22 protein-coding genes and 1 other annotated feature are annotated in these 25,822 nt (G+C 27.4%); of the genes, 13 read left to right on the forward strand and 9 right to left on the reverse strand.

The features are described from left to right. The first annotated feature begins 13 nt into the window (after positions 1 to 13). The 4 genes from IC213_RS10625 to IC213_RS10640 all read left to right on the forward strand — a co-directional run bounded on the left by IC213_RS10625 (position 14) and on the right by IC213_RS10640 (position 3,122). Positions 14 to 703, forward strand: a complete 690-nt coding sequence (locus IC213_RS10625) for a class I SAM-dependent methyltransferase (protein WP_227831165.1) — start codon at positions 14 to 16, stop codon at positions 701 to 703. 13 nt (positions 704 to 716) lie between these two features. Next, positions 717 to 1,814: a Nif3-like dinuclear metal center hexameric protein gene (locus IC213_RS10630; RefSeq protein WP_227863064.1), complete on the forward strand. Its 1,098-nt coding sequence runs from the start codon at positions 717 to 719 to the stop codon at positions 1,812 to 1,814. A 62-nt stretch (positions 1,815 to 1,876) separates the two neighbouring features. Then, complete coding sequence (locus IC213_RS10635; RefSeq protein ID WP_227432814.1) at positions 1,877 to 2,458, forward strand: flavodoxin family protein; 582 nt, start codon at positions 1,877 to 1,879, stop codon at positions 2,456 to 2,458. A gap of 142 nt (positions 2,459 to 2,600) precedes the next feature. Continuing rightward, complete coding sequence (locus IC213_RS10640) at positions 2,601 to 3,122, forward strand: GNAT family N-acetyltransferase (RefSeq protein ID WP_227432815.1); 522 nt, start codon at positions 2,601 to 2,603, stop codon at positions 3,120 to 3,122. 342 nt (positions 3,123 to 3,464) lie between these two features. Here IC213_RS10640 and IC213_RS10645 read toward each other — a convergent pair whose 3' ends face one another. The 3 genes from IC213_RS10645 to IC213_RS10655 all read right to left on the reverse strand — a co-directional run bounded on the left by IC213_RS10645 (position 3,465) and on the right by IC213_RS10655 (position 5,797). Next, positions 3,465 to 4,067, reverse strand: a complete 603-nt coding sequence (locus IC213_RS10645; RefSeq protein ID WP_227482308.1) for a TetR/AcrR family transcriptional regulator — start codon at positions 4,065 to 4,067, stop codon at positions 3,465 to 3,467. A gap of 244 nt (positions 4,068 to 4,311) precedes the next feature. Next, the gene (locus IC213_RS10650) at positions 4,312 to 5,031 is read right to left on the reverse strand and encodes a hypothetical protein (protein ID WP_227482309.1); all 720 of its coding nucleotides are present in this window, start codon (positions 5,029 to 5,031) and stop codon (positions 4,312 to 4,314) included. Between the two features lie 298 nt (positions 5,032 to 5,329). Next, on the reverse strand, positions 5,330 to 5,797 hold the full coding sequence (locus IC213_RS10655) for a pyridoxamine 5'-phosphate oxidase family protein (protein WP_227482310.1): 468 nt from the start codon (positions 5,795 to 5,797) through the stop codon (positions 5,330 to 5,332). Between the two features lie 146 nt (positions 5,798 to 5,943). Then, positions 5,944 to 6,210 (forward strand) — a binding site (T-box leader). A 170-nt stretch (positions 6,211 to 6,380) separates the two neighbouring features. On the opposite strand from IC213_RS10655, the gene IC213_RS10660 reads away from it, so the two are divergent. After that, a complete protein-coding gene (locus IC213_RS10660) occupies positions 6,381 to 6,932 on the forward strand; it encodes a tryptophan transporter (RefSeq protein WP_227482311.1) in 552 nt (183 codons plus the stop codon). 118 nt (positions 6,933 to 7,050) lie between these two features. Here the strand turns inward: IC213_RS10660 and IC213_RS10665 are convergent, their stop codons facing one another. From IC213_RS10665 to IC213_RS10675, 3 genes are all read right to left on the reverse strand, one after another. Next, complete coding sequence (locus IC213_RS10665; protein ID WP_227432822.1) at positions 7,051 to 7,527, reverse strand: HD domain-containing protein; 477 nt, start codon at positions 7,525 to 7,527, stop codon at positions 7,051 to 7,053. Positions 7,528 to 7,645: 118 nt separating this feature from the next. Then, positions 7,646 to 8,743, reverse strand: a complete 1,098-nt coding sequence (locus IC213_RS10670; RefSeq protein ID WP_227482312.1) for a DUF5808 domain-containing protein — start codon at positions 8,741 to 8,743, stop codon at positions 7,646 to 7,648. Further along, positions 8,736 to 9,125, reverse strand: a complete 390-nt coding sequence (locus IC213_RS10675) for a GntR family transcriptional regulator (RefSeq protein WP_227432825.1) — start codon at positions 9,123 to 9,125, stop codon at positions 8,736 to 8,738. The genes IC213_RS10670 and IC213_RS10675 overlap by 8 nt, the downstream gene beginning before the upstream one ends. Positions 9,126 to 9,331: 206 nt before the next feature. Here IC213_RS10675 and IC213_RS10680 point away from each other — a divergent pair, with 206 nt between their 5' ends. From IC213_RS10680 to IC213_RS10705, 6 genes are all read left to right on the forward strand, one after another. Continuing rightward, the gene (locus IC213_RS10680) at positions 9,332 to 9,787 is read left to right on the forward strand and encodes a hypothetical protein (RefSeq protein WP_227432827.1); all 456 of its coding nucleotides are present in this window, start codon (positions 9,332 to 9,334) and stop codon (positions 9,785 to 9,787) included. 268 nt (positions 9,788 to 10,055) lie between these two features. Continuing rightward, positions 10,056 to 10,760, forward strand: coding sequence for a response regulator transcription factor (locus tag IC213_RS10685; protein ID WP_227482313.1), 705 nt, complete (start codon positions 10,056 to 10,058; stop codon positions 10,758 to 10,760). Beyond that, the gene (locus IC213_RS10690) at positions 10,747 to 11,997 is read left to right on the forward strand and encodes a sensor histidine kinase (RefSeq protein ID WP_227863065.1); all 1,251 of its coding nucleotides are present in this window, start codon (positions 10,747 to 10,749) and stop codon (positions 11,995 to 11,997) included. Before IC213_RS10685 ends, IC213_RS10690 begins: the two co-directional genes overlap by 14 nt. Positions 11,998 to 12,076: 79 nt before the next feature. Then, positions 12,077 to 12,754: an ABC transporter ATP-binding protein gene (locus tag IC213_RS10695; RefSeq protein WP_227482314.1), complete on the forward strand. Its 678-nt coding sequence runs from the start codon at positions 12,077 to 12,079 to the stop codon at positions 12,752 to 12,754. Then, entirely contained in the window at positions 12,755 to 15,319 is a 2,565-nt protein-coding gene (locus IC213_RS10700) for an ABC transporter permease (protein WP_227863066.1), read from the forward strand. Between the two features lie 224 nt (positions 15,320 to 15,543). Next, a complete protein-coding gene (locus tag IC213_RS10705; protein WP_227482316.1) occupies positions 15,544 to 16,818 on the forward strand; it encodes a 4Fe-4S dicluster-binding protein in 1,275 nt (424 codons plus the stop codon). A gap of 75 nt (positions 16,819 to 16,893) precedes the next feature. Here IC213_RS10705 and IC213_RS10710 read toward each other — a convergent pair whose 3' ends face one another. Further along, the gene (locus IC213_RS10710) at positions 16,894 to 19,938 is read right to left on the reverse strand and encodes a serine hydrolase (RefSeq protein ID WP_227863067.1); all 3,045 of its coding nucleotides are present in this window, start codon (positions 19,936 to 19,938) and stop codon (positions 16,894 to 16,896) included. Positions 19,939 to 20,145: 207 nt separating this feature from the next. On the opposite strand from IC213_RS10710, the gene IC213_RS10715 reads away from it, so the two are divergent. After that, entirely contained in the window at positions 20,146 to 20,445 is a 300-nt protein-coding gene (locus IC213_RS10715) for a rhodanese-like domain-containing protein (protein ID WP_227482318.1), read from the forward strand. 303 nt (positions 20,446 to 20,748) lie between these two features. Here the strand turns inward: IC213_RS10715 and IC213_RS10720 are convergent, their stop codons facing one another. Together IC213_RS10720 and IC213_RS10725 are read right to left on the reverse strand one after the other, a co-directional pair. Further along, on the reverse strand, positions 20,749 to 21,318 hold the full coding sequence (locus IC213_RS10720; protein ID WP_227432836.1) for a TetR/AcrR family transcriptional regulator: 570 nt from the start codon (positions 21,316 to 21,318) through the stop codon (positions 20,749 to 20,751). Between the two features lie 200 nt (positions 21,319 to 21,518). Continuing rightward, positions 21,519 to 23,747: a YhgE/Pip domain-containing protein gene (locus tag IC213_RS10725; protein ID WP_227432838.1), complete on the reverse strand. Its 2,229-nt coding sequence runs from the start codon at positions 23,745 to 23,747 to the stop codon at positions 21,519 to 21,521. Positions 23,748 to 24,038: 291 nt separating this feature from the next. On the opposite strand from IC213_RS10725, the gene IC213_RS10730 reads away from it, so the two are divergent. After that, positions 24,039 to 25,814, forward strand: coding sequence for an ABC transporter ATP-binding protein (locus IC213_RS10730; RefSeq protein ID WP_227482319.1), 1,776 nt, complete (start codon positions 24,039 to 24,041; stop codon positions 25,812 to 25,814). Positions 25,815 to 25,822: the final 8 nt, after the last annotated feature.

Below are 25,822 nucleotides of genomic sequence, written 5' to 3' on the forward strand. Positions count from 1 at the left end.
AGGAGATATATCTTTGAAACTAACAGATAGATTATTAAAAATAGCATCATTGGTGTCAGATGGTAAAAAGATAGCTGATATAGGAACGGACCATGGATACATACCAGTTTATTTGCTAAAGGAGGAAAGAGTTCCATTTGCAGTGTTGGCAGATGTTAATAAAGGACCTCTTGACAATGCACGAAAAGAGGTCATACAGAACAATCTTTTAGAGAAAGTCGATTTACGATTGGGTTCTGGTATAGAGGTACTAGAAATAGGTGAAGTTGAAGAAGTAATAATTGCTGGTATGGGAGGTATATTGATAAGTGAGCTTCTAGAAGCTAAAAAAGAAGTAGCACATAGTATAGAAAAATTGATATTACAGCCTATGCAGGCACAAGAAGAGCTTAGACGCTATCTTCTGAATAATGGATATGAAATTTTAACAGAGGCTTTAGTGAGAGAAGATTTTAGGATATATGAAATAATAGTTGCCAAATATACAGGTAAAAATACTATAATAGAAGATGAGATACAGTTTGAAGTTGGAATAAAACTTTTAGAAAATAAAGATTCTCTTTTTTATGACTTTGTAGAAAAAAAAATAAAAACATATAGTGCTATAGTTAATCAACTAGAAGGTAAACATGGAGAAGAAATAGATAGGAAGAGAGAAGAAAGTAAAATAGCAATAAGAAAACTTGAAAATTTAATAAAATAAATAGGAGGTAAATATGTTACTGAAGAGTCTTACTAGAAAAATTGAAAAAAAGTATCCTCTAAGCTTAGCTGAAGATTGGGATAATGTAGGTCTTATAGTTGGAGATTTTGATATGGATGTAAAGAAGATTCTGGTATCCTTAGAAGCCAATGAAAATGTAATCAATGAAGCTATATCTCAAAATGTTGATTTAATTGTTACACATCATCCTTTTATATTTGGAAAAATTAATAAGATTAATAGCGCCGACTTAAAAGGTAGACTTATACAAAAACTCATTAAAAATGATATAGCCCTTTATTCTATGCATACCAATTTTGACATAGCATTTGATGGTCTAAATGATTATTTCATGGAGATTATGGGATTTAATAACTCAAAAGTTTTAGATGTCACTGAAAATGAGACTTTATACAAACTTGCAGTATATGCTCCATGTAATTATTCAGAAGTGTTGAGAAAGGCACTAAGTAATTCAGGAGCAGGCCATATAGGAAATTATAGTAACTGTACGTTTTCTATAGAAGGAGAAGGTCAATTTAAGCCATTAGAAGGCTCAAATCCGTTTCTTGGAAGTATAAATGATATAGAAAGTGTAAATGAGGTTAAAGTTGAAACTGTAGTACCACAGAAGCATTTAGGTGGAGTGATAAGTTCTATGATAGATGCACATCCTTATGAAGAAGTTGCTTATGATTTGTACAAGCTAGAAAACAAAGGAAAAACATTTGGATTAGGTAGAATAAGTAAACTTGATGAAAGTACAACATTAGAAAATCTTTCTAATAAAATAAAAGAAAAATTAAATATGAAGCATATAAGGGTAGTTGGAAGTCTTAATACCGAGATAACAAAAATTGCTGTTGTAACAGGAGCTGGTTCTGAGTTTGTGAAAAAGGCTAAGAGACAAGGCGCAGATGTTCTAATAACTGGTGATGTAAAATATCATGAGGCACAAGATGCACTTGATATGGGAATATGTATAGTAGATTGTGGACATTTTGATACAGAAGATATATTTAAACATGTTATGAAGAGATTTTTGGATGAATTTGAAGAGATTGAAACAATAAAAAGTAATGTATATTTAAATCCATTTAGTATCATTTAATGGTACTTGATAATAAAAGCACTATATAAAAAATAAATTTGATTTTGATTAGGGGGATAAAAATGAAAGTAGCAGTGATTTTTCATAGCGTTTGTGGAAGTACATATTTATTAGCAAGGGAGTATAAAAAGGTACTTGAAGAAATGAATATAGAGGTAGATATATTTAAAGTAAGTGATGAGGTTGCAAAAACACTTCCTCAGTACTATTTGATAAATTCAAAGGAACATAAAGATGAATTTGAAAGTATAAATGTAATTAAATCTGGAAAAGAATTACTAGATTATGATGCAATATTTATGGGTTCACCAACATATTATGGAAATGTATCTGGTCAAATGAAGATGTTTATGGACAGTTTTTCTGATGTATGGGTAGGAGCACCTTTAAGTGGAAAAATATTTGGTTGTTTTGCTACTGCAGGTTCACAACATGGAGGAGGAGAACTAGCTTTACAATCAATGAATATATTTGCTCAACATATGGGGATGACGCTTTTATCAGTTCCATGTACAGTAAGAGGAGGTCATCCAGCATATGGAATACTTCATATAGCAGGAGATAACTCTGATATAAGACCAAGTGATGATGTTAAGTTTGGTATAAGAGATTATCTAAACAGTCTTAGTATATATAAAAAATAGATATATTTTCAGCAATGGTTTAACCTTACAATTCATTTTATACTTGGACAGATATTATAATCTAAATAAGAGCTAATTAGAGTTTCATTAGACTAAAAAGATGTGGTGCGAAGGTTGTTTTATATAATAGGAGGATAGCAAAATGCGCTTTGAGAGGCTAAGAACATATGAAGATAAATTGTATTTAGAGGCAATAAAGTTATACAATGTAAGTTTTCCTTTTCATGAACAGAGAAACCCATCTTTACAAGCAGAAATTATGGGTCATGAAGAATATCAATTTAACTTAATTTATGATGAAAACGACATGGTTGGTATCATTTTATGCTGGGAAACAGAGAATTTTATTTATGTGGAACATTTCTGTATCAATCCTGAAATGCGCAATAAAAAGTATGGAAAAAGAGCTTTGGAGCTGTTAAACCAGCGAGGCAAAACTGTTATTCTAGAAATCGACCCTCCCATTAATAAAATTTCCATCAAGCGACAAGGTTTTTATGAGAGGGTTGGATATAAGGTAAATGATTTTGAACATATTCACCCACCATACCATGAAGAATGCAATGGACATCAGTTAATTTTGATGTCTTATCCAGAAACATTGACAAAAGTTGAGTATGGTAATTTCAATCAGTATTTAAGAAGAACAGTAATGGGGTTATGATTCAGAGTAGGTATAATTTATATGTGCCTTATTGAGATATTTTACGAAACATCATTTTTGCTGTTTTTAAAAATGGCAAGCATAAAAGAGTGGTATATATCAGCCCATTCTTGCCAATCATATTTTCATGCAAGTCAAGAATAAGGAAAACACCAAAACTCGTATAAACACTACATTTTTGTGAGTTGTTGGTGTTTTCTATATTTTTAACTCAGTTTTCTTTGCTTACTCATAATAACGAATGCCAAATCTTATATCAGTTTTTAATGCCATTTTCTCTCAGATATACTTTTGATGTCATTGTTCAATTTTAATACATAGATGTTCATTGTCGATATTCTCTTATTCTTCAAACAAGCTATATGGAACTTGTAAAGTTCTGCATAGTAAATTTATAATTAAAAGCATCTGTTTTTCTTTGCTTAATTCAGCAAATGATTTATCATGTAATAATCCACTGATACCTTTTAGTACAAATGGCGCAAGCCATTTAGACTCACTTAAGTCTTTTTTATCTGCTAATCTGAGTATTTCAATAATCATTGTTCTAAAAGAGGGCAGAATTGCTTCTAAGGTTAAGCTGTGAATAGATGATAAAACTGACCAATGAATAGCTCCATCAGATAATTTCGAAAATTCATCCATTCCGCTGTCATAGCATTCTATAAGTTGTTCCAATCTCATTCGTGGGGAAATCTTATCGGATTTCTGACTCATCAGTTTAGAAGTTCGCTCTCCTTGAATTTTCATGAAGAGTCTTAAGGCTTCATCAAATAATTCTTGTTTGGAAGAAAAGTAATGATAGAACATTCCAACTTCTCCACCAACCTCATTTAATATCATGCGAATAGAGGTGCTTTCATAACCGTTTTTTAGAAACAACTGTAAAGCACATTTAAGTATTTCTTCTCTTTTACCACCTTCTAAAATAGGTTTTCGTGCCATTTATTTAATCCTCCCTTAAACAGAATGGTGTTTTGCTTAAAGAATATCACAATGTATAAATAACGTCAATAATAAAAAGAATAATGTTCTTATAATTATTATTTGTGGATGAGTAATATGTTCAATTTTACCTAGTGCTATGATATATGTACTCATATCCAAAAGGAAAAATAAACAATAAAATATAAAGATGAATACAGGAAGGCAAAGAAAAAGAAGGCTAAAGCCCTCAATTTTTTATGTTTTAATCTCTAAAATCAACATTAGTAAATCCTGTTAGCGAAATGTCAATTTGATTTTTTCTCGTACCATTCTTATATTCAAATCCTTTATTCATCTTAGTAAAATAGTCTGGATAATTAATTAGACCATATTTAAGAAATTCTTTATCTGTTGCGGATAGAGAAATAGTGCTATTTTTGTATTGATTTTTTGAAGTAAATTCGATACTTGAATCTTTGGAAGTAACATTTATTGCATCAATACAATTTTCGGGTAAATCATAACTAAAGCTACCATCAAGCACATTTACATCCATATTGCATTTTATATTTGGAATATGGAGTTGAACATAGCTAGAATTGCCCATTTTAGCTGTTTTTCCTGATATAGATACAACCCATTTTCCGTTTTGTTCTATCATTTTAATATTGTAGTATTGGTTGTTGTAATTTGCTATTATTTTGTTGGATGAGGTTGGTAGTATTTCTACTCCTCCATTGTAGATGTCTAAAGAAACATTAAGGTTTTGTGCATTGTGAGGTAAGCTATCACTGCTTTTTTGTGAGTCTGCACCTACCTTGGAATTAGCAGAGGTATTGAAAGTTCCTCTATTGCTGATATCGCTATCGCCATGTATTTGTGATGATGTATGGATTTCTAAAGCTGTTGCTCCTGTTGATAATATAGTTATTATTAAAAATGTAATGAGTAGTAAAAACTTTGGTTTTTTCTTGAATTTCATAATTATTTTCAACCTCTCTTTTAATAATTACTTACTTTTTTTGATAGTTTTAATGGCAAAAAAATTCTGTAATTTATGTTGATATTTGACATATATGACTGTATTATTTTCAAGTTTTTATATGGGTGTGGAAAAATTTATGTCAGCTTGGATACAAGTAACTTTGTGTTGTATCTACATAGGTATTGAGGAAGTTCCTTAAAGTGTTTTGAGCATTTTCAATTAATAAAAATAATGATAAATAAATATATTTAAAGTGACCATACATATAGCCACTTTATTATATCGTATTAGATTATTATAAACGAGAAGCTTTACCAGAAATATGGTCTATTTCTATTTTAACTACAGTTGTCAAATTTATATCTTTTTCTATGTACTTCATACCTTCTTCAATAAAGCCCTTAGAATATTTTTTTATTATTTCTACAAGAGCATTTTTCTTTTCCTCATTGTCTACTGTTGAAGCTTTTCCAAATACTACAGCGCTAGCATATGTAGTACTAAATTTATCTGGAAGAACACTTTCATTAGCCACTACTAAGAAAGAAACCTTGTTATTTGCTGAGATATTATCTAATTTATGTCCACTTCTTGCACAATGAAAATATACAGAATCATTAAAGTATACATAATTTACAGCAACTCCATAAGGATAGCCATTTTCACTTATAGTAGAAAAAGTACCAAATTCACCATTTTTTAATACTTCTATAGTATCTTCTTTTGTCATTTCTCTCTTTTTTAATCTCATTTCTCTAAACATAATATCATCCTTCCTAATTCAATATTTAAATAAAAGTTTAAAGCATTTATAAAAATTATTCTACACTTTTTGTAAATTTTAAATAAAATAAAAAATACAGTTGACAATTATAAAAATTTAGAATATTATAATAGCAACAGCAAATTAAAAATCCTATGACAAGGAAGAGTAATTATGTTTAGCTTCAACATAGAGAGCTGAGGATGGTGGAATCTTAGCAAGAAGGAATATAGTGAATGGACCTTAGAGGAATAAATTGAAATCATATTTTTATGAGAGTAGACTTTATCGTCAGTCGCACGTTACAGCGAATAGGGTATGTAAGTACTTGATAATGAGATATATAAGAATTAAGTTTTAAGCTTATTTTTTATATAATTTAGGTGGCAACGCGGATAATCTCCGTCCTATTGATTTAGGACGGAGTTTTTTATTTTGCAAAAACTATTAATAAAGAAATTATATAATTTAAAATAAAAGGTGGTGATAGAGATGTTATGAACTTCTAAAGCTAAAGAGAATGATATGGAAAATTGGAACGAAAATGAAATAAATATTAAACAAATTAGGGGGAAATATTACAATGAAAACAAATACAAAAAAATTAACTTTAAATGCAATACTTTTAGCTATGGGATTATTGATACATCAACTTACACCTGCTATAGGACTTCCAATGCAACCAGATATATCACTAGCAATGATGTTTATAATAATGATACTAAATAAGGATGATTATAAGATTTGTTTGGTAGCAGGAATTGTAACAGGAATATTTGCAGCATTAACAACTAAATTCCCAGGTGGTCAGATTCCAAATATACTTGATAAAACTATTACAATAAATATAATGTTCATGATAATGTATATAATTTATAAATTACCATTTATGAAAAAATTGAACAGTAAAAAACAAGATTTAATAGCTGCAACAATAATATTCCCAGTAGGGACAGTTATAAGTGGAACTCTATTTTTACTAGTTGCTCAAGCTATAGTAGGTCTTCCTGGAGCTTCATTCACAGCGTTATTTATGGTAGCAGTGGTACCAGCAATATTGATAAACTTAATAGCTGGTATGTTATTATTTAAAGTAGTAAGTATCTCTATAAGAAGAATAAGTTATCAAGGATAAGATTATATTTTATAAGCATATGACAAAAATAAATAATAAATTAATAAAGAGGTATTAAGTTAAATGTAATCTTAATACCTCTTTTTAAATTAAATTATAACAATATCAAAGACCTATTTTATATGTGGTAAGGAGAGAGTAGTGAGTGTATCCTTAGAGTCTCAACTAGACAACAAAATTTATCTAATAAGCAAACAATTAATGCTTCTTTGTATCTAGGAGGTCTAACAGTAAGTGGCCACATATGTTTTAAAATAATGTCTGTTTCTTTTTCATTTATTTGAAAGAATAAATTTGCGTTTTTTAGTGCTTCTTTAGGATGAGTAAAACCATGTAATCCCTTTCTATCACCTTTATAATGCCAGTCATAAAGAAAAAAATCATGCAGTAGAGCCCCTCTAATAACGCTTTGAATTTCAACATTTAAATGCAATTTTTTACATAATAGATAACTATAATATGCTACTGATAAACTATGTTCAAGACATGAAACATTGCCATGATGAGGAAATGTTCTCATAAGTTGTACTTTTTCAGATGAAAGTATCTCAGAAGCACAATCATTAAAGTATTTAATTTCAGTTTTTGACAACATTATGCAAATCTCCATTCCTAGTAATATATAAATACTATATTTCAATGATAATATGAAATATTTCTTATCTTACAAAATATAATACCCAATAATACAAGTAAGATACCTTTTATGGTATTTAAAGTAAAAGAGATTTTATAACACTAAAAAGTGAAAAAATTAAAAATATAGCTATAAGAATATATAATATCTTTCCAATCGGATTTCCCAAATTTATAGTCCATCCTATGCCAAATCTTTTATCAACCATAAATGATGGGTCGTTTGGATTATTATATATAATACCTCCTATCCAGTACTTTTCATCATTATCTGGAGTATAAGAAGAATTGGATTTTAAATTTGGAGAATTAATATATGTTACCATTAAATAAATTATAACTAAAAGCATTATTATATTTATAACAGTTAATAAATTTGGATTTGTTTTTAATGATAAAAAAACGATAAAGAATTGTACTATCATCATAATCATCAATATAAAAAACAAATAACCAATTTTATTTAGATATTTAATGTTTTTAGTTTTACTTTCTTCAATTTTATTTGTATCTACTTTAATTCTCGCTTTTATAGCTCCAATAGAAGTTATATATAATAAAATCATTATACAAAACTCAAGACCTATTAATTTAAACACACCAAGATAGGATTTTTTCATAAATCCATCAGGTTTTCCTGTTATAGTAGAGTGCGTAGTAATTAAATCTGGTAATTGATTATAGTTAAGCAATATAAAAATACTTATTCCAAAAGTAAGTAATACTGGTATTAAATACAATATCTTAAATTTTTTTATTATTTTATTTTTTTCATTTATAAAATCCATATCTATTACCAATTTTGAGTCTGCACTTATCTGACTTAATTCAGTGAAAAACTTGGATTTAGTCATTTTAACTTCTTTATGAATATAGATATATAATATACTTTCATATAGTAAAAACCCTATAATACTAATAGAATAAGAAAATTCTATTTTATCAAACATAAAAACTAGAGCTAAAACTAAAATAAAAATCACAATGAATCCTATAGATAAAAGTTTTTTAAATTTTTTATCAAGTATTATAAAATCAGGATAGTTTCTATGTTCTTGGTTTATAGAAACACCATAAATGTGATTTTTGCCAATAAGATGTGGCATAAAATAAAAAGTAGCATACATCAAAATTAAGGTTGAAAATATTGTAAATAAACATTCAATCTTATTCATAGTATTTCACCTCATACTTATCAAATAGATTTTTACTTAACGTCAAGAACTCTTCTTTATTGATACCTGATAAATAAGATTTTGCTACTAAAAGTTCTAAATCAATTCTATTTTTTTGGCGAGTTGAATTTTCTGTTTCCATTGGAAGTTGAGCTACAATTGCACCTTTTCGCCTATCAATATTTAAAAATCCTTCTTCTTTTAGTTCATTATAAGACTTATTTACAGTATGTAGATTTACACCAATATTTTCAGCCATACTTCTTACAGATGGAAGTGATTCATTTATTTTTAATTCTCCTGAAGCTATAGCTTTAGTTATCTCTTCTTTAATTTGTACATAAATAGACTTATCACTATTAAAATCTAAATTTAAAATCATAAAAAACCTCCATAATATCGTTATAAATAAAAATACTTGTTATATATATAGTATAACATAAAAAACATTATCAAGTACAAAATATAAATTTATATTCTACAAGATGATTTATATTATTTGTAAAAATTGTAATTTAAAAATAACATAATTTTTATCAAAATAATACAGATACTATCTATAAATAGAAATCAGAAAGGAGAAAAAATATGTTAACATATTTAATTAAAAGACAAATGAATAAAAAAGATGATGGAATGAGTAAGCCAATGATGTTTGCAGGAGCCGTGATTACAGGAGTGGGTGCATATGCAACTTATAGGATGATAAAAAACATTAAATCTAAATCTCAAATGTCTCAAATGATTGATACAGAGTATTATGGAAATAATCAATACAATGACTATAAATATGATGAGTTTGGTTATGAATGTGATTGTAGTGATAAAAAACAAGATTATGAATATGAAGAATTAAAAAAAAAAGTAAGAGAATTTAATTCAAGAAGAATAAATTGTGAAAATTGTCCACATGTTTCTCAAGAAGAAATGATGCATTATGTAAATAGTGTTAAAAATGATAAAAAAGACATTGATTTACATGAAGATGACAAAAAAAATAATATTTATAAAGAAGAAGAATATAAAAAATATGAGGAAGAATAAAGTAAGCTTTAAATAGTTAAACAGATGAGAATACCAGTTTATATAAAATTAAATATCTAAAATGTGAGTTGTAGCTTAACTTGAGAAAAATCTATACTATTTTCAAAATAGTTAAGTGTCAACTTGCATTTTTATTTTTATGTTTTTTAGTAATTGTTTGTGACTATTTTGTAATTCTAAATATATTTTAGTATCTAAAACAATTGTGTATAATAAAAGTTGTATATGTAAATAGTTTAAAATTAAAATGTTAAGAAGGGAAATAGTTATGTTAAAGTTATTGATAGTTGAGGATGACAGTACTATCTCTTTTGGAATAAAGTATGCATTGGAGCAAGAGGGATTTAGTGTAGATATATCAAAGGATTTATCAAGTGGAAAAGAAATGATATCTTCTAATGAATATAGTATGGTACTACTGGATGTAATGTTACCAGATGGAACAGGATATGAATTTTGTGAGTATGTAAGAAAGTTTTCTCAGATTCCCATAATATTTTTAACTGCTTGTGATGAAGAAGTAAACATTGTACTGGGTCTTGATATAGGTGGAGATGACTATATAACAAAACCTTTTAGAATTAGAGAATTAATATCGAGAATAAAAGCTGTTTTAAGAAGAAAAGGTGACGCTACAGAAGAAAATAAGAAGATACTTAAATATAGAGATTTAAATATATATACATTAGAAGCTAGAGTATATAAAAATGACAAGGAAATATTTCTGACATCTGTTGAATATAAGCTTCTTTTAATTCTTATACAGAATAAAAATACAGTTTTGAGTAGAAGTCAAATACTAGAAAAGCTTTGGGATGTAACTTATGATTTTGTTAGTGATAATACTTTAACTGTTTATATAAAAAGACTTAGAGAAAAAATAGGAGATGACTTATGTAAACCAATTTACATAGAAACTGTAAGAGGACTAGGTTATAAATGGATAGGAAGTGAAAATAATGTTTCTATATAATCCTGAAGTAAAGAACTTTTTTAGTAAATATATTATTTTAATGTTGATGGTAATTCTTATATCAATTGGATTTGGTATAATCAATATAAATACAACTAAAAATACGATTGTAAAAAATAATCAAGCTATAATAGGAACCTTAGTTAACAAGTATCCAAAACTAGAAAGTGATATCGTAGATATAATAACACAAGGAAAGTCCATGCAAAATGTAGAATTTGGTGAGAAAATATTAAGTAAGTATAACTATGACAAAACTATTAGAATAAATTCTGAGCCTCTTACTTCCAAATTACTTTCAAACACTATAAAAATAAATATAATCTTAGTTTGTATAATTTTTATGATGATATTTATGTTGATACTTAAATATTTTAGAACTATATATAATGATTTATCAGATATGACTAAGTATGTTTACTATAGTTCAGAAGGAAAAGAATTTGATATGAAAAATAGAAATCAAGAAGGGCAGATAGGTCTTTTAAAAACAGAGCTATTGAAGATGACAACAATTCTTAATGAAAAAGTTGAACTTTTAAATTCAGAAAAAATATTTTTAAATAATACAATTTCAGATATATCACATCAGTTAAAAACTCCCATGACTTCCTTAATCATACTAAGTGATTTATTATATAATGATGTACCATATGAAGTGAAAATAGATTTTTTAGACAAGATAAAAAATCAACTAAATCGTATGGATTGCTTGATTAAAAGTATGCTTAAATTATCAAAAGTAGAAGCTAAAGTTATAAAGTTTAAGAGAGAAAAAATAAAGTTTAGTGAACTTATACATAGAGCAATCCAACCAATGAAAATACCTATGGAGATTAAAAACCAAAAGTTAAGTATAGAAGGCAATGGTAATGTATCTTATGTTGGTGATATTGATTGGTCAGTTGAGGCTTTAGTAAATATAATAAAAAATTGTATAGAACATACTCCTGAGTTTGGAAATATAAGTATAATTTACAAAGAAAATCCATTATTTTCAGAGTTAATAATAAAAGATGATGGTGAAGGTATAGATAAAAAAGATATACCACATATTTTTAAACGTTTCTATAGAGGGAAAAGTAGTTCAAAAGAGGATAGTGTAGGTATAGGGCTTGCAATGGCAAAATCCATAATAGAAAGCCAAAATGGAGATATTTATGTAAATAGTGAAAAAGGTAAAGGAACTGAATTTCATATAGCATTTCATAAGATATATGATGATAATAGTGACTAATCTGTAATATTTAATTCACTTTATAGTAATAGCTTGAGTCTAATATATGAAGTATAGAATATAAATATTGGAGGTAGTTATGGAAATTTTAAGAGTAGAAAATCTGACTAAAAGTTATGGTAAAAATGAAACAAAAGTCGATGCAATAAAAAATGTAAGCTTGTCTATAGAAAAAGGTGAGTTTATAGCAATAACAGGTCCAAGCGGAAGTGGAAAGAGTACATTATTACATTTATTAGGAGGTGTTGATAGACCTACTAGTGGTAAGGTTTATATAAATGATGTAGATATATATAATCTAAAAACTAAGGATTTGGCAATCTTTAGAAGAAGAAATATAGGTATTATATATCAATTCTATAATCTGATTCCAGTTTTAAATGTCAAAGAAAATATATTACTTCCAGCAGAGCTTGATAATAGAAAGATTGATAAAGAATACTTGAATGATTTGATGAAAACATTGGGTCTAAGCAACAGAGAAAATCATCTTCCTAATCAATTATCAGGAGGTCAACAACAAAGAACATCTATAGGACGTGCCTTAATTAATAGACCATCTATAGTATTAGCAGATGAACCAACAGGTAATCTAGATAGCAAAAACTCAAAAGAAATACTAGAGTTATTAAAATTATCAGTGAAAAAATATAATCAAACATTAATAATGATAACTCATGACAAAAATATAGCACTTCAGGCGGATAGAATTATAGGCATAGAAGATGGAATTATAAAAAGTGATGAGGTGATATAAATGAATCTATATACATCTCTAACTGTTAGATATTTAAAACAAAATAAAAGACGAACTATTGTAACTATAATTGGAATAATACTTTCCACTGCTCTAATTTGTGGTATAGGTAACATATTTGAAAGTTTTATGGATTATCAAATAAGAGAAACCATAAAAAATGATGGGAGTTTTCATGCTAAATTCTACAATGTAAACAAAAAAAATATAGACTATGCAACAAAATCGGCTGAAATAAAAAGTTATGCACTTACTAATCAACTTGGATACTCTAGAATAGAAGATACTGTAAATGGTATATTAAGCGTTAAGCAATATGATAAAAATGCTATGGAAGGATATAGAGTTTCTATAAAAGAAGGTAGATTTCCAGATAAAGATGGAGAAATTATTTTAAGTGAAAACATAGTTAATCTTATGGAGAAAAAGCTAAAAATAGGAGATAAGATAACCTTAAAAGTAGGTGATATGTTTGATAGTAATAACAAAAAAATTGATGATATGAGTGTATTTCATGAAGGTGATTATATTGCCAATGAAAAAGAAAAGACATTTAAAATTGTAGGTATAATCAAAAGGCCAGGGTTTGAACTCACTGACCAAGTTGCTACTGGTTTAACTTACTTTAATCCTATAGATAATAATAAAGAGACAGTGAATATATCAATAACAGCAAAAAATCCTAAAGATATATATGAAATAACAAGAAAAATAAGTAATAATATATATACAAATAAAGATAAAGCATCAAACTCTGAAATGATAAAATACAATGAACATTTATTGAGATTACAAGGAGCTAGTAAGTATGCAAATATAAATAGTTCTATAAAAGCTATAATTACTATGGTAACTATTTTAGTAATTATATGTACAATTGCTACAGTATATAATTCTTTTAGTATTTCTATAACTGAACGAAAAAAGCAGTTTGGAATATTAAATTCTATAGGAGCTACTACTAATCAAATTAAAAGATTAGTTTTTATTGAAGGTATTATAATTAGCTGTATTGGAATACCAATAGGACTATTGTCTGGAACAGTAGCTATAGATTTAGTATTTAAAGCTATAAATAAATATCTTACAGAATCAGTTGTATCACAGATGGGTTTACAAATAGTATATAATCCATTAATAATAATTATCAGTATAATAATTGTTTTACTTACAATTTTTATATCAATTCTCCTACCTGCAATAACAGCCTCTAATATTTCTCCTCTTAGTGTAATAAGGAGTAGTGGAGATTACAAAGTAGGTAAGGTTAAAAATTCGAAACTTATTAAATTAGTTTTTGGAACAGAAGGTGTACTTGCATATAAAAGTGTAAGAAGAAATAGAAAGAAATTTATTGTGACACTTTTTTCTTTAATAGTAAGTATAGTAATATTTATATCTTTTAGCGGATTTATGGCGAATTTCTTAAAAGGTGAAGAAATCAGAAATTCTCAAAGAAACTACGATTTATATTTAAGTTCAAGACAAATATCTAAGTCTATGGATGATACTATAAATAAACTAAAAAATATATCTGGAATAAAAAACTTTGAAGTAGCTGTAGGAGAGTATATTTCTATAGGAGTAGATAAGGATAAAATAAATAAATCTAAAGAAAATCTAATTAAGGATTATTATCAACAACGTAAGGTTGGAGATAGTTATGTATATGAGTTTAACAACAACGAACTAATTTTTCCTGGAGAAACTGCAATACAAAATAAAACAAAAAACTTAATAAAAGGCTCTTTTGATAAAGAAAGAGCGATTAAAGAAAATGGAGTGATATTTGTTAGAAAAAGTTACTTTGAATCAAAGGGTAAGAAAGGCGTAATAGAGTTAACTAATTACAAAATTGGAGATACTGTAACTTGTGAATATACTGGCGAAAATGATTCAAAGAAAAAAGTAAACATAAAAATTCTTGGTATAACAGATGAAAAACGTCTAGGAATGGGTTATCAAAATATGGGATTGCAATTTTTAACTTATGATGAGGTTGCTGAAAATATGGATTTAAAGTTAGAGAAAGGTATTGTCTTTATTGACTCAGGGGGAAGTGCTCAGACTAGGAAGAGTATAGAGTCTTTGGCTAAGAAAAATAATGTCAATTTTCATGATGAAAATACAAGTGACAAAAGTGAAAAGCAAAATTTAAAAGCTATTAAAGTTTTTGTATATGGGTTTATAGTAGTGATATCTCTAGTAAGTGTTACAAATATACTAAATACAATAAGTACAAGTATAAATCTAAGAAAAAGAGAACTAGCAATGATACAATCAATAGGTGTTACTCCTGTAGGTTTTAGAAAAATGATATACTTAGAAAGTTTTATCTATGGTATTTTATCTTTATTGTTTGGCGTACCAATTGGTATTGGGTTGATATTAATTATGAATAAATTAGTTTCAGGTGTAATTGAGTTTTCTACAGTTATACCATGGACAGCAATTGGCATATGCATAGTTAGTGTTTTTATAATAACCTTTATAGCAGCATATATACCTATGAACAAATTAAATAAGGAGAATATAATAGATAATATAAGAAAGGAAAGTATATAAAATACTATAAAAATAATTTATAGATATGTAAAATATTATTAAAATCGTTTAATTGGTATAAACTATAATTATGCTGATTAAACGGTTTTTATTTATATAAGAAATCTAATAAATAAATTGCTAGAGGTATTTAACTATTTAGAAAGAATTGGTATTATATAAAGTAGGAGTTTAGATAATAAAGAAAGATATTTGATTATATTGGAAAACAAAAGAAAAAGAAGGTGATTACTATTTCTCATATAACTGCTAAAAACATGTATAAAAGCTTAGAGGAAAGAATAAATAAATTTCCACAGGGTGCTCCACCCTCTGATACATTATATAAAATACTAAATGTACTTTTTACAGAACAAGAGGCAAAATTAGTGGCACAACTTCCAATAAAGCCTTTTAGAGTAAAAACAGCAGCTAAAATTTGGAGTATAAGTGAAAGTGAAGCATATAGGGTGCTAGATAAGCTAGCTAGCAGGGCACTAATACTAGATATAGAAGATAAAAAAGGTAAAAAATATATAATGCCTCCTCCAATGGCTGGTTTTTTTGAGTTTGCCATGATGAGAACAAGACACGATATAGACCAAAAACTTTTATCAGAACTTTACTATCAGTATATGAATGTAGAAGAAGATTTTATTAAAGATTTATTTTATTCAACAGAAACAAAACTTGGAAGAGTTTACGTTCAAGAAGAAGTATTGACTAATGATAATGAAGTAAGTATTTTAGATTATGAAAGAGCTACTCATATAATTGATGAATCGACTCATATAGGTATAAGCATGTGTTATTGTAGACATAGAATGCAACACGTTGGAAAAGCCTGTGATGCTCCTATGGATATATGTATGACATTTGACAATGTAGCTAATTCTTTAATAAACAATAAATTTGCAAGACGTGTAGATAAAGTAGAATGTAAGGAATTACTTCATCAAGCATATGAACATAATTTAGTTCAATGTGGAGAAAATGTTCGAAAAGGAGTTACATTTATATGTAATTGTTGTGGTTGCTGTTGTGAGGCGCTAGTAGCAGCAAAAAGATTTGGAAATCTTCACCCAGTACAAACAACTAGTTTTATACCAAATATAAACCATGAAAGTTGTGTAAAGTGTGGTAAATGTATATCTGCATGTCCAATAGATGCAATAAGTAAAGTAAAAGAAAATGATAAAGAATATATAAAAGTTGATGAGGATAGATGTCTAGGCTGTGGCGTTTGTGTTAGAAATTGTCACAAAAATAGTATTATGCTATTAAAGAGAGATGAAAAAATAATAACTCCTGCAAATTCAGTACATAGAGCAGTTCTCATGGCAATCGAGAAAGGGCAATTACAAAATCTAATTTTTGATAATAATGCCTTAGCTAGTCATAGAGCTATGGGAGCTATACTATCAGCTATATTAAAACTTGAACCAGCTAAAAAAGCTTTGGCTAGTAAGCAGCTAAAGTCAGTATACTTAGATAAATTACTAAGTATGAATGATAAATAAAGATTAATTTTATAATTGTAATAAAAACGGGCTATATTCAAATAAAATTATTTGAATATAGCCCGTTTTAAAATATTAAGCTATTTCTTTAATTTGTTTAAATGAATTTTCATTTCCATTTCCACCAATTTGTGTTACTGATTTAAATCTCATAGTTTTAAATAGTTCTTTTTGACTATAGTCTAGTAAATTTCCTACTAGTATTACAGGAGATTTAGTTTTTCCAGCTAAAACCCCAACAGATAAACCATCTATTAAATCATCTTGTTTATTGATTCCATTTTTAGCTACATATAGGTTGCTTATAGTAGAATCCTTGTAGAACTCTTTTATTACTTTTGCATTTGTTTCATTTCTAGTACTACCTGATATTCTTTGTGGATTTTTAAGTTTACTTTCTATATTTTTAGAAACTGTGTATTCTCCACCTATTATATAAGATTTATCTATTTTTTTATCTTTGAATAAATCATTTATTTCAGTTATATTACTATTTTCATTAGTAAGTATTATAGGCATATCATTTTGAGCTGATGCTGCACCAATACTTACTGCATCTGCTAATCCTTTTTCACCATTAACTACTGATATTTTTGATACATTACTAATTCCTTTTAATTCTTTAGCAAGATTTAGAGAAGTCTCATATCTATCATTTCCTGAAATTCTAGATACAGACATATTATCTGACTTTATAGTATCTAAAGATTTTTCGTTTACAGAAGCTTCACCACCGATTACATATACATTTTTAACTTTTAATCTCTTTAATTCAGCTAAAGTCTTCTCATTTATTTGAGAACTTCCAGTTAACAATATAGGAGCATCTTTTTTATATGCAAATGGTGTTGCAGCCAAAGCATCTGCAATTGCAGAATCATTTATTAAAACAGCATTTTCAGCATTTTCCCAACCTGCTTGGCTTATCTTAATAGAAGTTTCATATCTATCAGTTCCTGTTAATGCATTTGCATTTACTTCATCTTGGTATGTAACTTCAAATTTGGCATTTGGACTTCCTAAGAAAGCTATTACGCCTCCTTTTGGCAATCTAACTCTATTATTCTTTGTCACTAAAGAGTAATTTACAGGAGTTCCTTTATCATCATAAACTGCAAAAGATGAATTTTGAGGAAGATTAACTTCTATTTTTTTATTTGCTATATCATCGCCAATTTTGTACCATTTTGCATACCCCTTTGAATCTATTTGATATGTAAAAGATTTTTCTGATGATAAATTAGTTAGGGAATCTTCACTTACATATGTTTGTGTTGCAAATTTTAGGTATTCTGTACCATTTTCTTTATACAGTTTGATATCACTCAAATCACGACCCATTACACCAGGTATTTCTATAAAAGCATTTGAATTATTCTCATCTATTATTTTAGTATTAGCTAAAAAACCTGGAGTTTTATCAGAAACACCAAGCATTGCTTTAACAGAGCCAAACATATAGTATTGAGAAGTATATTTTTCATCTACTAGATAGTAACCTTTTTCACCTCTTTTTTCCCATGCTTCTTTGACACTATTTGATATATTATTGTCATCTACCTTTTGAGCTACATAGTATAAACTTGCTGTCTGACCTAATCCAGGAACATCATCATAAGAGCTCATATTTAAATATGTGATATTATTTTTTTCTTTTACAAATTTTAGGCAACTATTACCTTTTTCAGATACAAATCTATCTTGACCTATGTATACATATTTATCTTCAGGTCCATTTTCTATGTATGGAGAAGATACTGTTAGAGTACCATTATCATTAACATCGATTTTTAGCATATTTGAAGAAGCATAAAGTCCACTATTTTCTTTTAAGTAACTTGGCATTTTGACTTGTTGTGGCTTACTAAATGTTTTATCAGGTTTTATTTCTTTAATTTTACCTTTTTCTTTTAGTGCAGATAGTAAAATTTCTTGTCCGATTACTTCGTTAAGTTGACTACTTCCACCAGAAGAAACAACTGCAACTGCCATATTTTCATCTGGAAGCACTGTAAGATTACTATGGAATAATAAAGAATCTCCACCTTTTGTAAGTGCTTTTAGATTATATTGATTAAATGGATAAGTGTTGACACAATCCCATCCTAAACCATATCCAAGGATAGAGTCTTCTCCCTCAGGCCATAGACCATTTAAATATTCTTTACTTTCCATAGCTTTTACTGAAGCAGGAGAAAGAATTCCATTTGATTTTTTCATAAATGTTTGTGCAAATGTACATAGATTTTCTGCACTTGAATATAAGCCACCCATACCTATAGTATTAAAGTTATCTTGTGGAACTGCATCTTCCCAATAAGGTACATAGGCTTTTGCAAGTTTTGAACTATCAAAGCTATTTTCTGGAGTTTTTGTGTTTTGTAAGTTAAGTGGATTATTTATGTACTTATCAAGAAAATTAGTAAATGACATACCAGATACTTTCTCTACTAAAATTTCAGCTAAAGTAAATCCATCATTACAATAAACGGAAAAAGCTCCTGGCTTAGCTTTTAATCTTTGTTTCTTTAATTCTTCTAAGAAATTATCATGACTATAAGAATCATTGTCTCCCAATAAAAGGGCATTTTTTAAACTTCCTCCCATTAGCCCTGATGAGTGATTTAATAACATTCTTGGAGTGATTTCTTTATATCTATCATCAGCCATCTTAAATTCAGGTATATATTTTACAACAGGAGTATCTAAATTTACTTTTCCCTGTTCAACCAACTTCATAACAGCTGTAGTAGTAAATACTTTACTGATAGAGGCAATATTATACATATTATCCTTAGTTAAATTTTTATTATCTTGTTTGCTGTATACTCCACCATTTCCAGAAATCTCAATTTTACCATTATCAATTAGAGCATATTGAGCGCTTACAGCACCATATTTAGATAGTAAAGTTTGAATTTTCTCTTTAGCAAGAGCTCTAGTTTTTGTGTAAGACTCCGAACCTTTACTATAATCATTTAACTCTATATCAGAGCTTTGATACTTATCGGAGATATTGTTTGTGTCATTATCAGCAAAAGTAATACTTGGAGTAGCAGTAAATAACATACTAAGTACTAATGTGCTAGATAATAACTTACATAATCTTTGCTTAAACATATTAAATTACCTCTTTTCCCTTTTAATAATTATAATTAGCATAACATTCTTAATTATTTTAATCAACAGATTATTGTTCAAGAAAAGTGTATTTATAATAAGTATACATTTTATATATATGAGAAAAATAAAAATACAATATTTTGTTATCTGATAAAAAATAAAGGGTATAAGTAATATATAAATAAAATGGAGGAATCTTAAATTATGTACAAAACTATAAATAAAAATCAACTTAAGGAAATGATGAAAAATGAAAAAGATGTTTTATTGTTAGATGTAAGAACTAAAGATGAATTTAATGAAAGTAAAATAGAAAATGCGATAAATATATCTTTACAAGAGTTAATTAATAATATAGATGAAATTTATGAATATAAGGATAAAAAGGTAATAGTTTATTGTAGAAGTGGTCACAGAAGTGTTACAGCATGTAATTTATTAGTCGAGGAAGGTTTTAAGCATTTGTATAACTTAAAATCTGGAATAACTGATTATATGAATTAAATACTTAGGTTATGTTAGGTGAAGTAATTTAATATTAAATTTTTATGATATGCTTTTATAAATTATAAAGGCATATTTTTATTTAAAGAAAATAAAGCTAGAATATATGTAAAAGTTATAGTTATTTTTTAGAGGAAGAGAATTACAAAGGATTAATGTAACTACAAGTTTATCTAAAGATATGCAGAGTGGTATAAAAAGTGTCAATCTGTGTATCTTTAGATATAGAAGTAAGAGATAGAGTATAATGCTAAATTGTATTTGTAAAATATATGTATCTCTGATTATTGAGCTGGTATATATTTAAATATTCATAAGATAAGTTAGAAAAGAACGAATTCTTTCTATCTTTTCATCATTAGAAATGTCATTACGTAGTAATATACCTTGTTGACCGTATACACAAAAGTATGCTGTTGTATCGGAATCAGGAACATCAATTTCTCCTCGCGAATGAGCTAGTTCAATTTGTTTTTTTACAATTGGCAAAAGCTTTTCACAGACTTTTAAAGATAACTGGTCATGAATTTTTTTGTTTTGTTCTCCATGACATATTTTGTAATAAAGATTATCATCAGTTTCTATATCAATAAATGTTGGTACTTCTTCAATTATTTGTTTTAATGTTTTATTTTTATCGTTTAGTATAGATAGCATTTTATCTACTAAAGTTTGTGCATACTGATCTATAGCACTATCAAATAAGATTTCTTTTGATGGAAAATAACGATAACATAAACCTTGTGCAACATTCATATATTTTGCAATATCAGTAATAGAAGTTTTTTCATATCCATTTTCATAAAATAACTTCATTGCAGTATCTAAAATTTCTTGTCTACGCTCATTAGGTTCTTTAGTAATACGTGGCATATAGCATCCTCCTTCTGATTTCAAGTACATAATAGCATATGGGATTTTGAAAGTCAATGAATGAATATCAGTCATTTATAAGTAATTGTGAGGGATAGTCTATTAACTAGAAAAAGGTAGTAACTGAGAAGCTACTACCTTTAATATAAACTTAAACTATAGATTATTTTTATAGGATTTTTAAAGATATAATCAAGTGTTTAATGTCCAGTTAAATTACTATCACCAAATTTTTTGTTAAATGGTTTTATAACTCTATTTATAGGCCCTTTTAAAAGTACATTTAAGCAGATGAACAAAATCATAAATAATAGTAATACTAATACATCCTTAATTAAATTTGGAGGATATATACCACCAACAGCCTCCCTTGTGGCACCTATTGCGTAAGTAAATGGCATTATAGGGTTTATTCTTTGGAAGAATGTAGGTGTAACTTGTATAGGGAATGTACCACCAGAAGAACCAATCTGTACAACTAGTAGTACTATTGCAATTGCCTTTCCTATATTTCCAAACACAGACACTAAAGAGTAAACTATAAAATTAAACACCATACTAGTAAACATGAGTAGAATTATTAGTAAAATTGGATGTTCTGCTGTTACTCCTAATAATAATATATCTCCAGTTCCAATTATAAATCCTTGAACGAGGGCTATACTTAAAAAAGTAAGTCCTCTTCCAAAATAAATCTCATAAGGTTTATAGTTTCCATGTACAGATGTAGATAATAATGCTGAAAGCAGTAATATACCTACCCATGTAGAAAGAACACTATAAAATGGTGTCATTGCAGAACCATAGTTGGCAATTGGATATAATTTTTCTGTCTTTACTTCAACAGGTTCCTTTAAAAAGTTTGATTTTGTCAATATATCACTTTCAAGTAAGTTAACTAATTTTTTCATATCCTCGCCATTGCTAATTTTACTTAAAGTATCAACTAAGTCATCCAACATTCCTTTTGCCAAAGGCAGTTTTTCTCTTATTAATGATATACTTTCTTGTGCATTTCCTGAAAGACTTAAAGAAGTAGTAAGAATTTCTTCAACCTTTGGAAGTTTTGCTTCTGCTTTATCTAAAACAGTAATTATATCATTTGCTACATTTATGCTTTTTTCAAATATACTGTTTATAGGTTTTGATATTTTTGAGTCAAAATTATTCAAAATATTTAAATTAATTCTTCCTATACCATTTGATAAACTTAAAACATTATTTAAGGCACTTATAGATGGCTGTTGCCCAGATATAACCTTATCTTTAATATCATTTAATGTTGATATAGAAGAATCTATTTTATTGCTGGAATCTTCAAGGCTATTTATTACATCATCCAGTCTATTGTTGGATGTAAGCTGATTCAATTTAGTTAAAAAATCTTCTAAAGTATCATTTAAAGATTGTAAGTTAGAAAGCTTTTCTGATAAATTGTCTATCAATTTTGGTACATCTTCACTTCCACTGTTTACAGCATCAATTAAATTTAATGTAAGAGAAGAAGCAGAAGATGAAAGGTCAACCATTAAATTTAAATCAGACTTTATAAGAGGAGAAAGTTCATCTACATTGTTATTTGTATCCTCTAAGAATTTTTTTACATCACTTGATAATAATTTTGTATCATTTAAAGTCTTTTTAATTGTAGGTAAATCAGCCTTAATATCTCTAACTGTACCTGATAATTTTGAAGTAGCATCAGCAGCTAAATCGACCGTTTTATTTATATGGTCAAATCTTTTTTGAAGGTCCATAAGAGAGTTTTCAACTTTTGTTAGTTTTGGAAGACCATGTTCAATTCCTGCACCAACTCCATTTGATACACCAAGAACTATTTCACTCACTGTCTTTATTATTGTTTGATTAACTTGTAACTGTATTGCAGAAGCTCCCTTGTCAGTAATCTTTGGTGCAACTGCATTTATCTTTTCATTTACTGTATAGATAAGTTCACCCTTTTTGACATCATCTGTAATTAGGGAAGTTAAATCTTTTGTGAAATTCTTTGGAATCTTAAGTGATGCATAATAAGTACCTTTTTTAACACCTTCAAGAGCCGTTTTCTCATCTACAAACTGCCAACCTAAACTTTTATTATCTTTAAGTTGTTCAATTAACTGGTCTCCGATATTAATTTTCTGTCCTGCTATCTCATTACCTTTATCTTCATTTGTTACTGCTACAAGCATATTAGCAGTACTCCCATATGGGTCCCAAGATGCTTTTATGTTAAACCAAGCATATAAAGATGGTAAAAAAGCAAGTCCTACAACTATTATAAGTACTGCATAATTTCCACGTATATCTTTTAGGTCATTTTTAAAAATTTCTAATATATTTTTTAAACCCTTTGAAGGTCTTAAATTTTTCATATTATTCCAGTTTAAAATTTCTTTTAAACCATTTGTTTTTTTCAAATCTCTCACCTCCTGAATATTTTAATAGATAAAAAAGTTAGATTTATAATCAATTTTAAATTATATTACTTTTTACACAAATAGTAAAGTTAAAGTTTTGTCTTAATTTTAATACATATATATTATATATAATAGTATGCTATAAATATATATAAATATGGGAAATAAAAACAAATAATTTATAAAATATATAGTATAAAAATTAAGAATAAATCAAATATTTATAATTGATATAATCAATTAAATTATTGATTGTGATATACTTTTAATAGTTAGAAAATGCTATGAAGGGATGGTTGAATGAGGTATTTTAAAAAATATATAAAAAAATATATAGTGTTGTTTTTAACAGCAATATTTTTCTTAACATTGGAAGCTTTTTGTGATTTGGCACAACCAACTATAATGGCTAAAATAATTGATATAGGGGTTTCAAATAAGGACTTAGATTACATATTATCAACGGGAGCATTAATGATAGGTATAACTTTTTTAGGAGCAGTATTTTCAATAATAAGAAGTATAATCTCAGCAAGAGTTTCTCAGTGTTTTTCTTATGATTTAAGACAGGATGTATTTGAAAAGATAAATACATATTCATTGAAGCAAGTAGATAAATTTGGTAGAGCCTCACTAATAACAAGAATTACTAATGATATTAATCAGATACAATTATTTGTTCATGGAATGATGAGAGTTTTTATAAAATCACCAATTATGTGTATAGGAAGTTTAATTATAGCGATAAAATTAAATTTAAAAATGTCAATAATTATTTTAATTGCAGTTTCAATTATATTTATTATAATATTGCTTAACATGAAGATTGGATATAAGTTGTTTAAAAAAGTACAAGAAAGTACAGATAAGATAAACTCAAAATTGAGACAGTTTTTAGGTGGAATAAAGGTAGTTAAATTATTCTGTAGATATGATTATGAGAATAAACGTTTTGAAGAATTAAATAATGAACTTTTTCAAAATAGTAGAAAAGCCACAACAATGATGTCATTTTTTAGACCAACAATTACAATAATTATTAACATTGCTATAATAATAATATTGCTAATTGGGAGATATTTAATTTATTCTGGAGAAATTAAAATTGGAATTATAGTTGCCTATGTAAACTACATGACTAGAATATTAACATCACTTATAATGATTTCACACGTTTTTAATGTTTTTGTGAGAGCAAAAGCTTCTTATGAAAGAATAAGTGAAGTCCTAATTGATGAGAATGAAGAAGTAATTATCAAAAATACTGATTTAGATGCTAAAGAAAGAGAGTTAGAATTTATAAATGGTGATATAATTTTTGAAAATGTAGATTTTTCGTATAATAAAAATATAGATGAGAAGATATTAAAAGACATATCTTTTAATATAAAAGAAGGGCAAAATATTGGCGTGATTGGTCAAACTGGTTCAGGAAAGACTTCTTTAGTCAATTTAATCCAAAAACTATATATAGTTGATAAAGGAGATATTAAGATTGGAGAGCATAGCATATACAGTATATCTAAAGATAGTTTAAGAGAAAAAATAGGTGTAGTCTTTCAAAATAGCAGTGTGTTTGGAAAGAGTATATCAGAAAATATAATTATGGGAAGTAAAGATATAAGTAAAGAAGATGTTGTAAAAGCATGCGAAATAGCAAATGCAAATCAATTTATAACAAAACTTGAAAATTCTTATGATGAAGTTTTGTTTCAAAGGGGTAAAAACCTATCAGGAGGACAAAGACAAAGAGTTACAATAGCTAGAGCTATAGCAAAAAAACCACAAATATTAATTCTTGACGATTGTTTTAGTGCGATGGACATCAATACAGAAACAGTTATAAGGAAAAATATAAAAGATTATATAAATAATTTAAGAGAAAATGAAAACAAGAAATGTACTATTATAACTATTTCACAAAAAATTAGTTCTATAATTGACTGTGATAAGATTTTAGTCTTAGATGAGGGAGAGGTGGTTGGATTTGCTGCACATGAAGATTTACTGGTTAGTTCTCCAACTTATAAAAAGATTTTTGAGTTGCAAAATCTAGTAAATGAAGATGTAAATTAAGGAGGAAG

This window comes from Clostridioides sp. ES-S-0049-02, from assembly GCF_020658465.1.
Classification (GTDB): domain Bacteria; phylum Bacillota; class Clostridia; order Peptostreptococcales; family Peptostreptococcaceae; genus Clostridioides.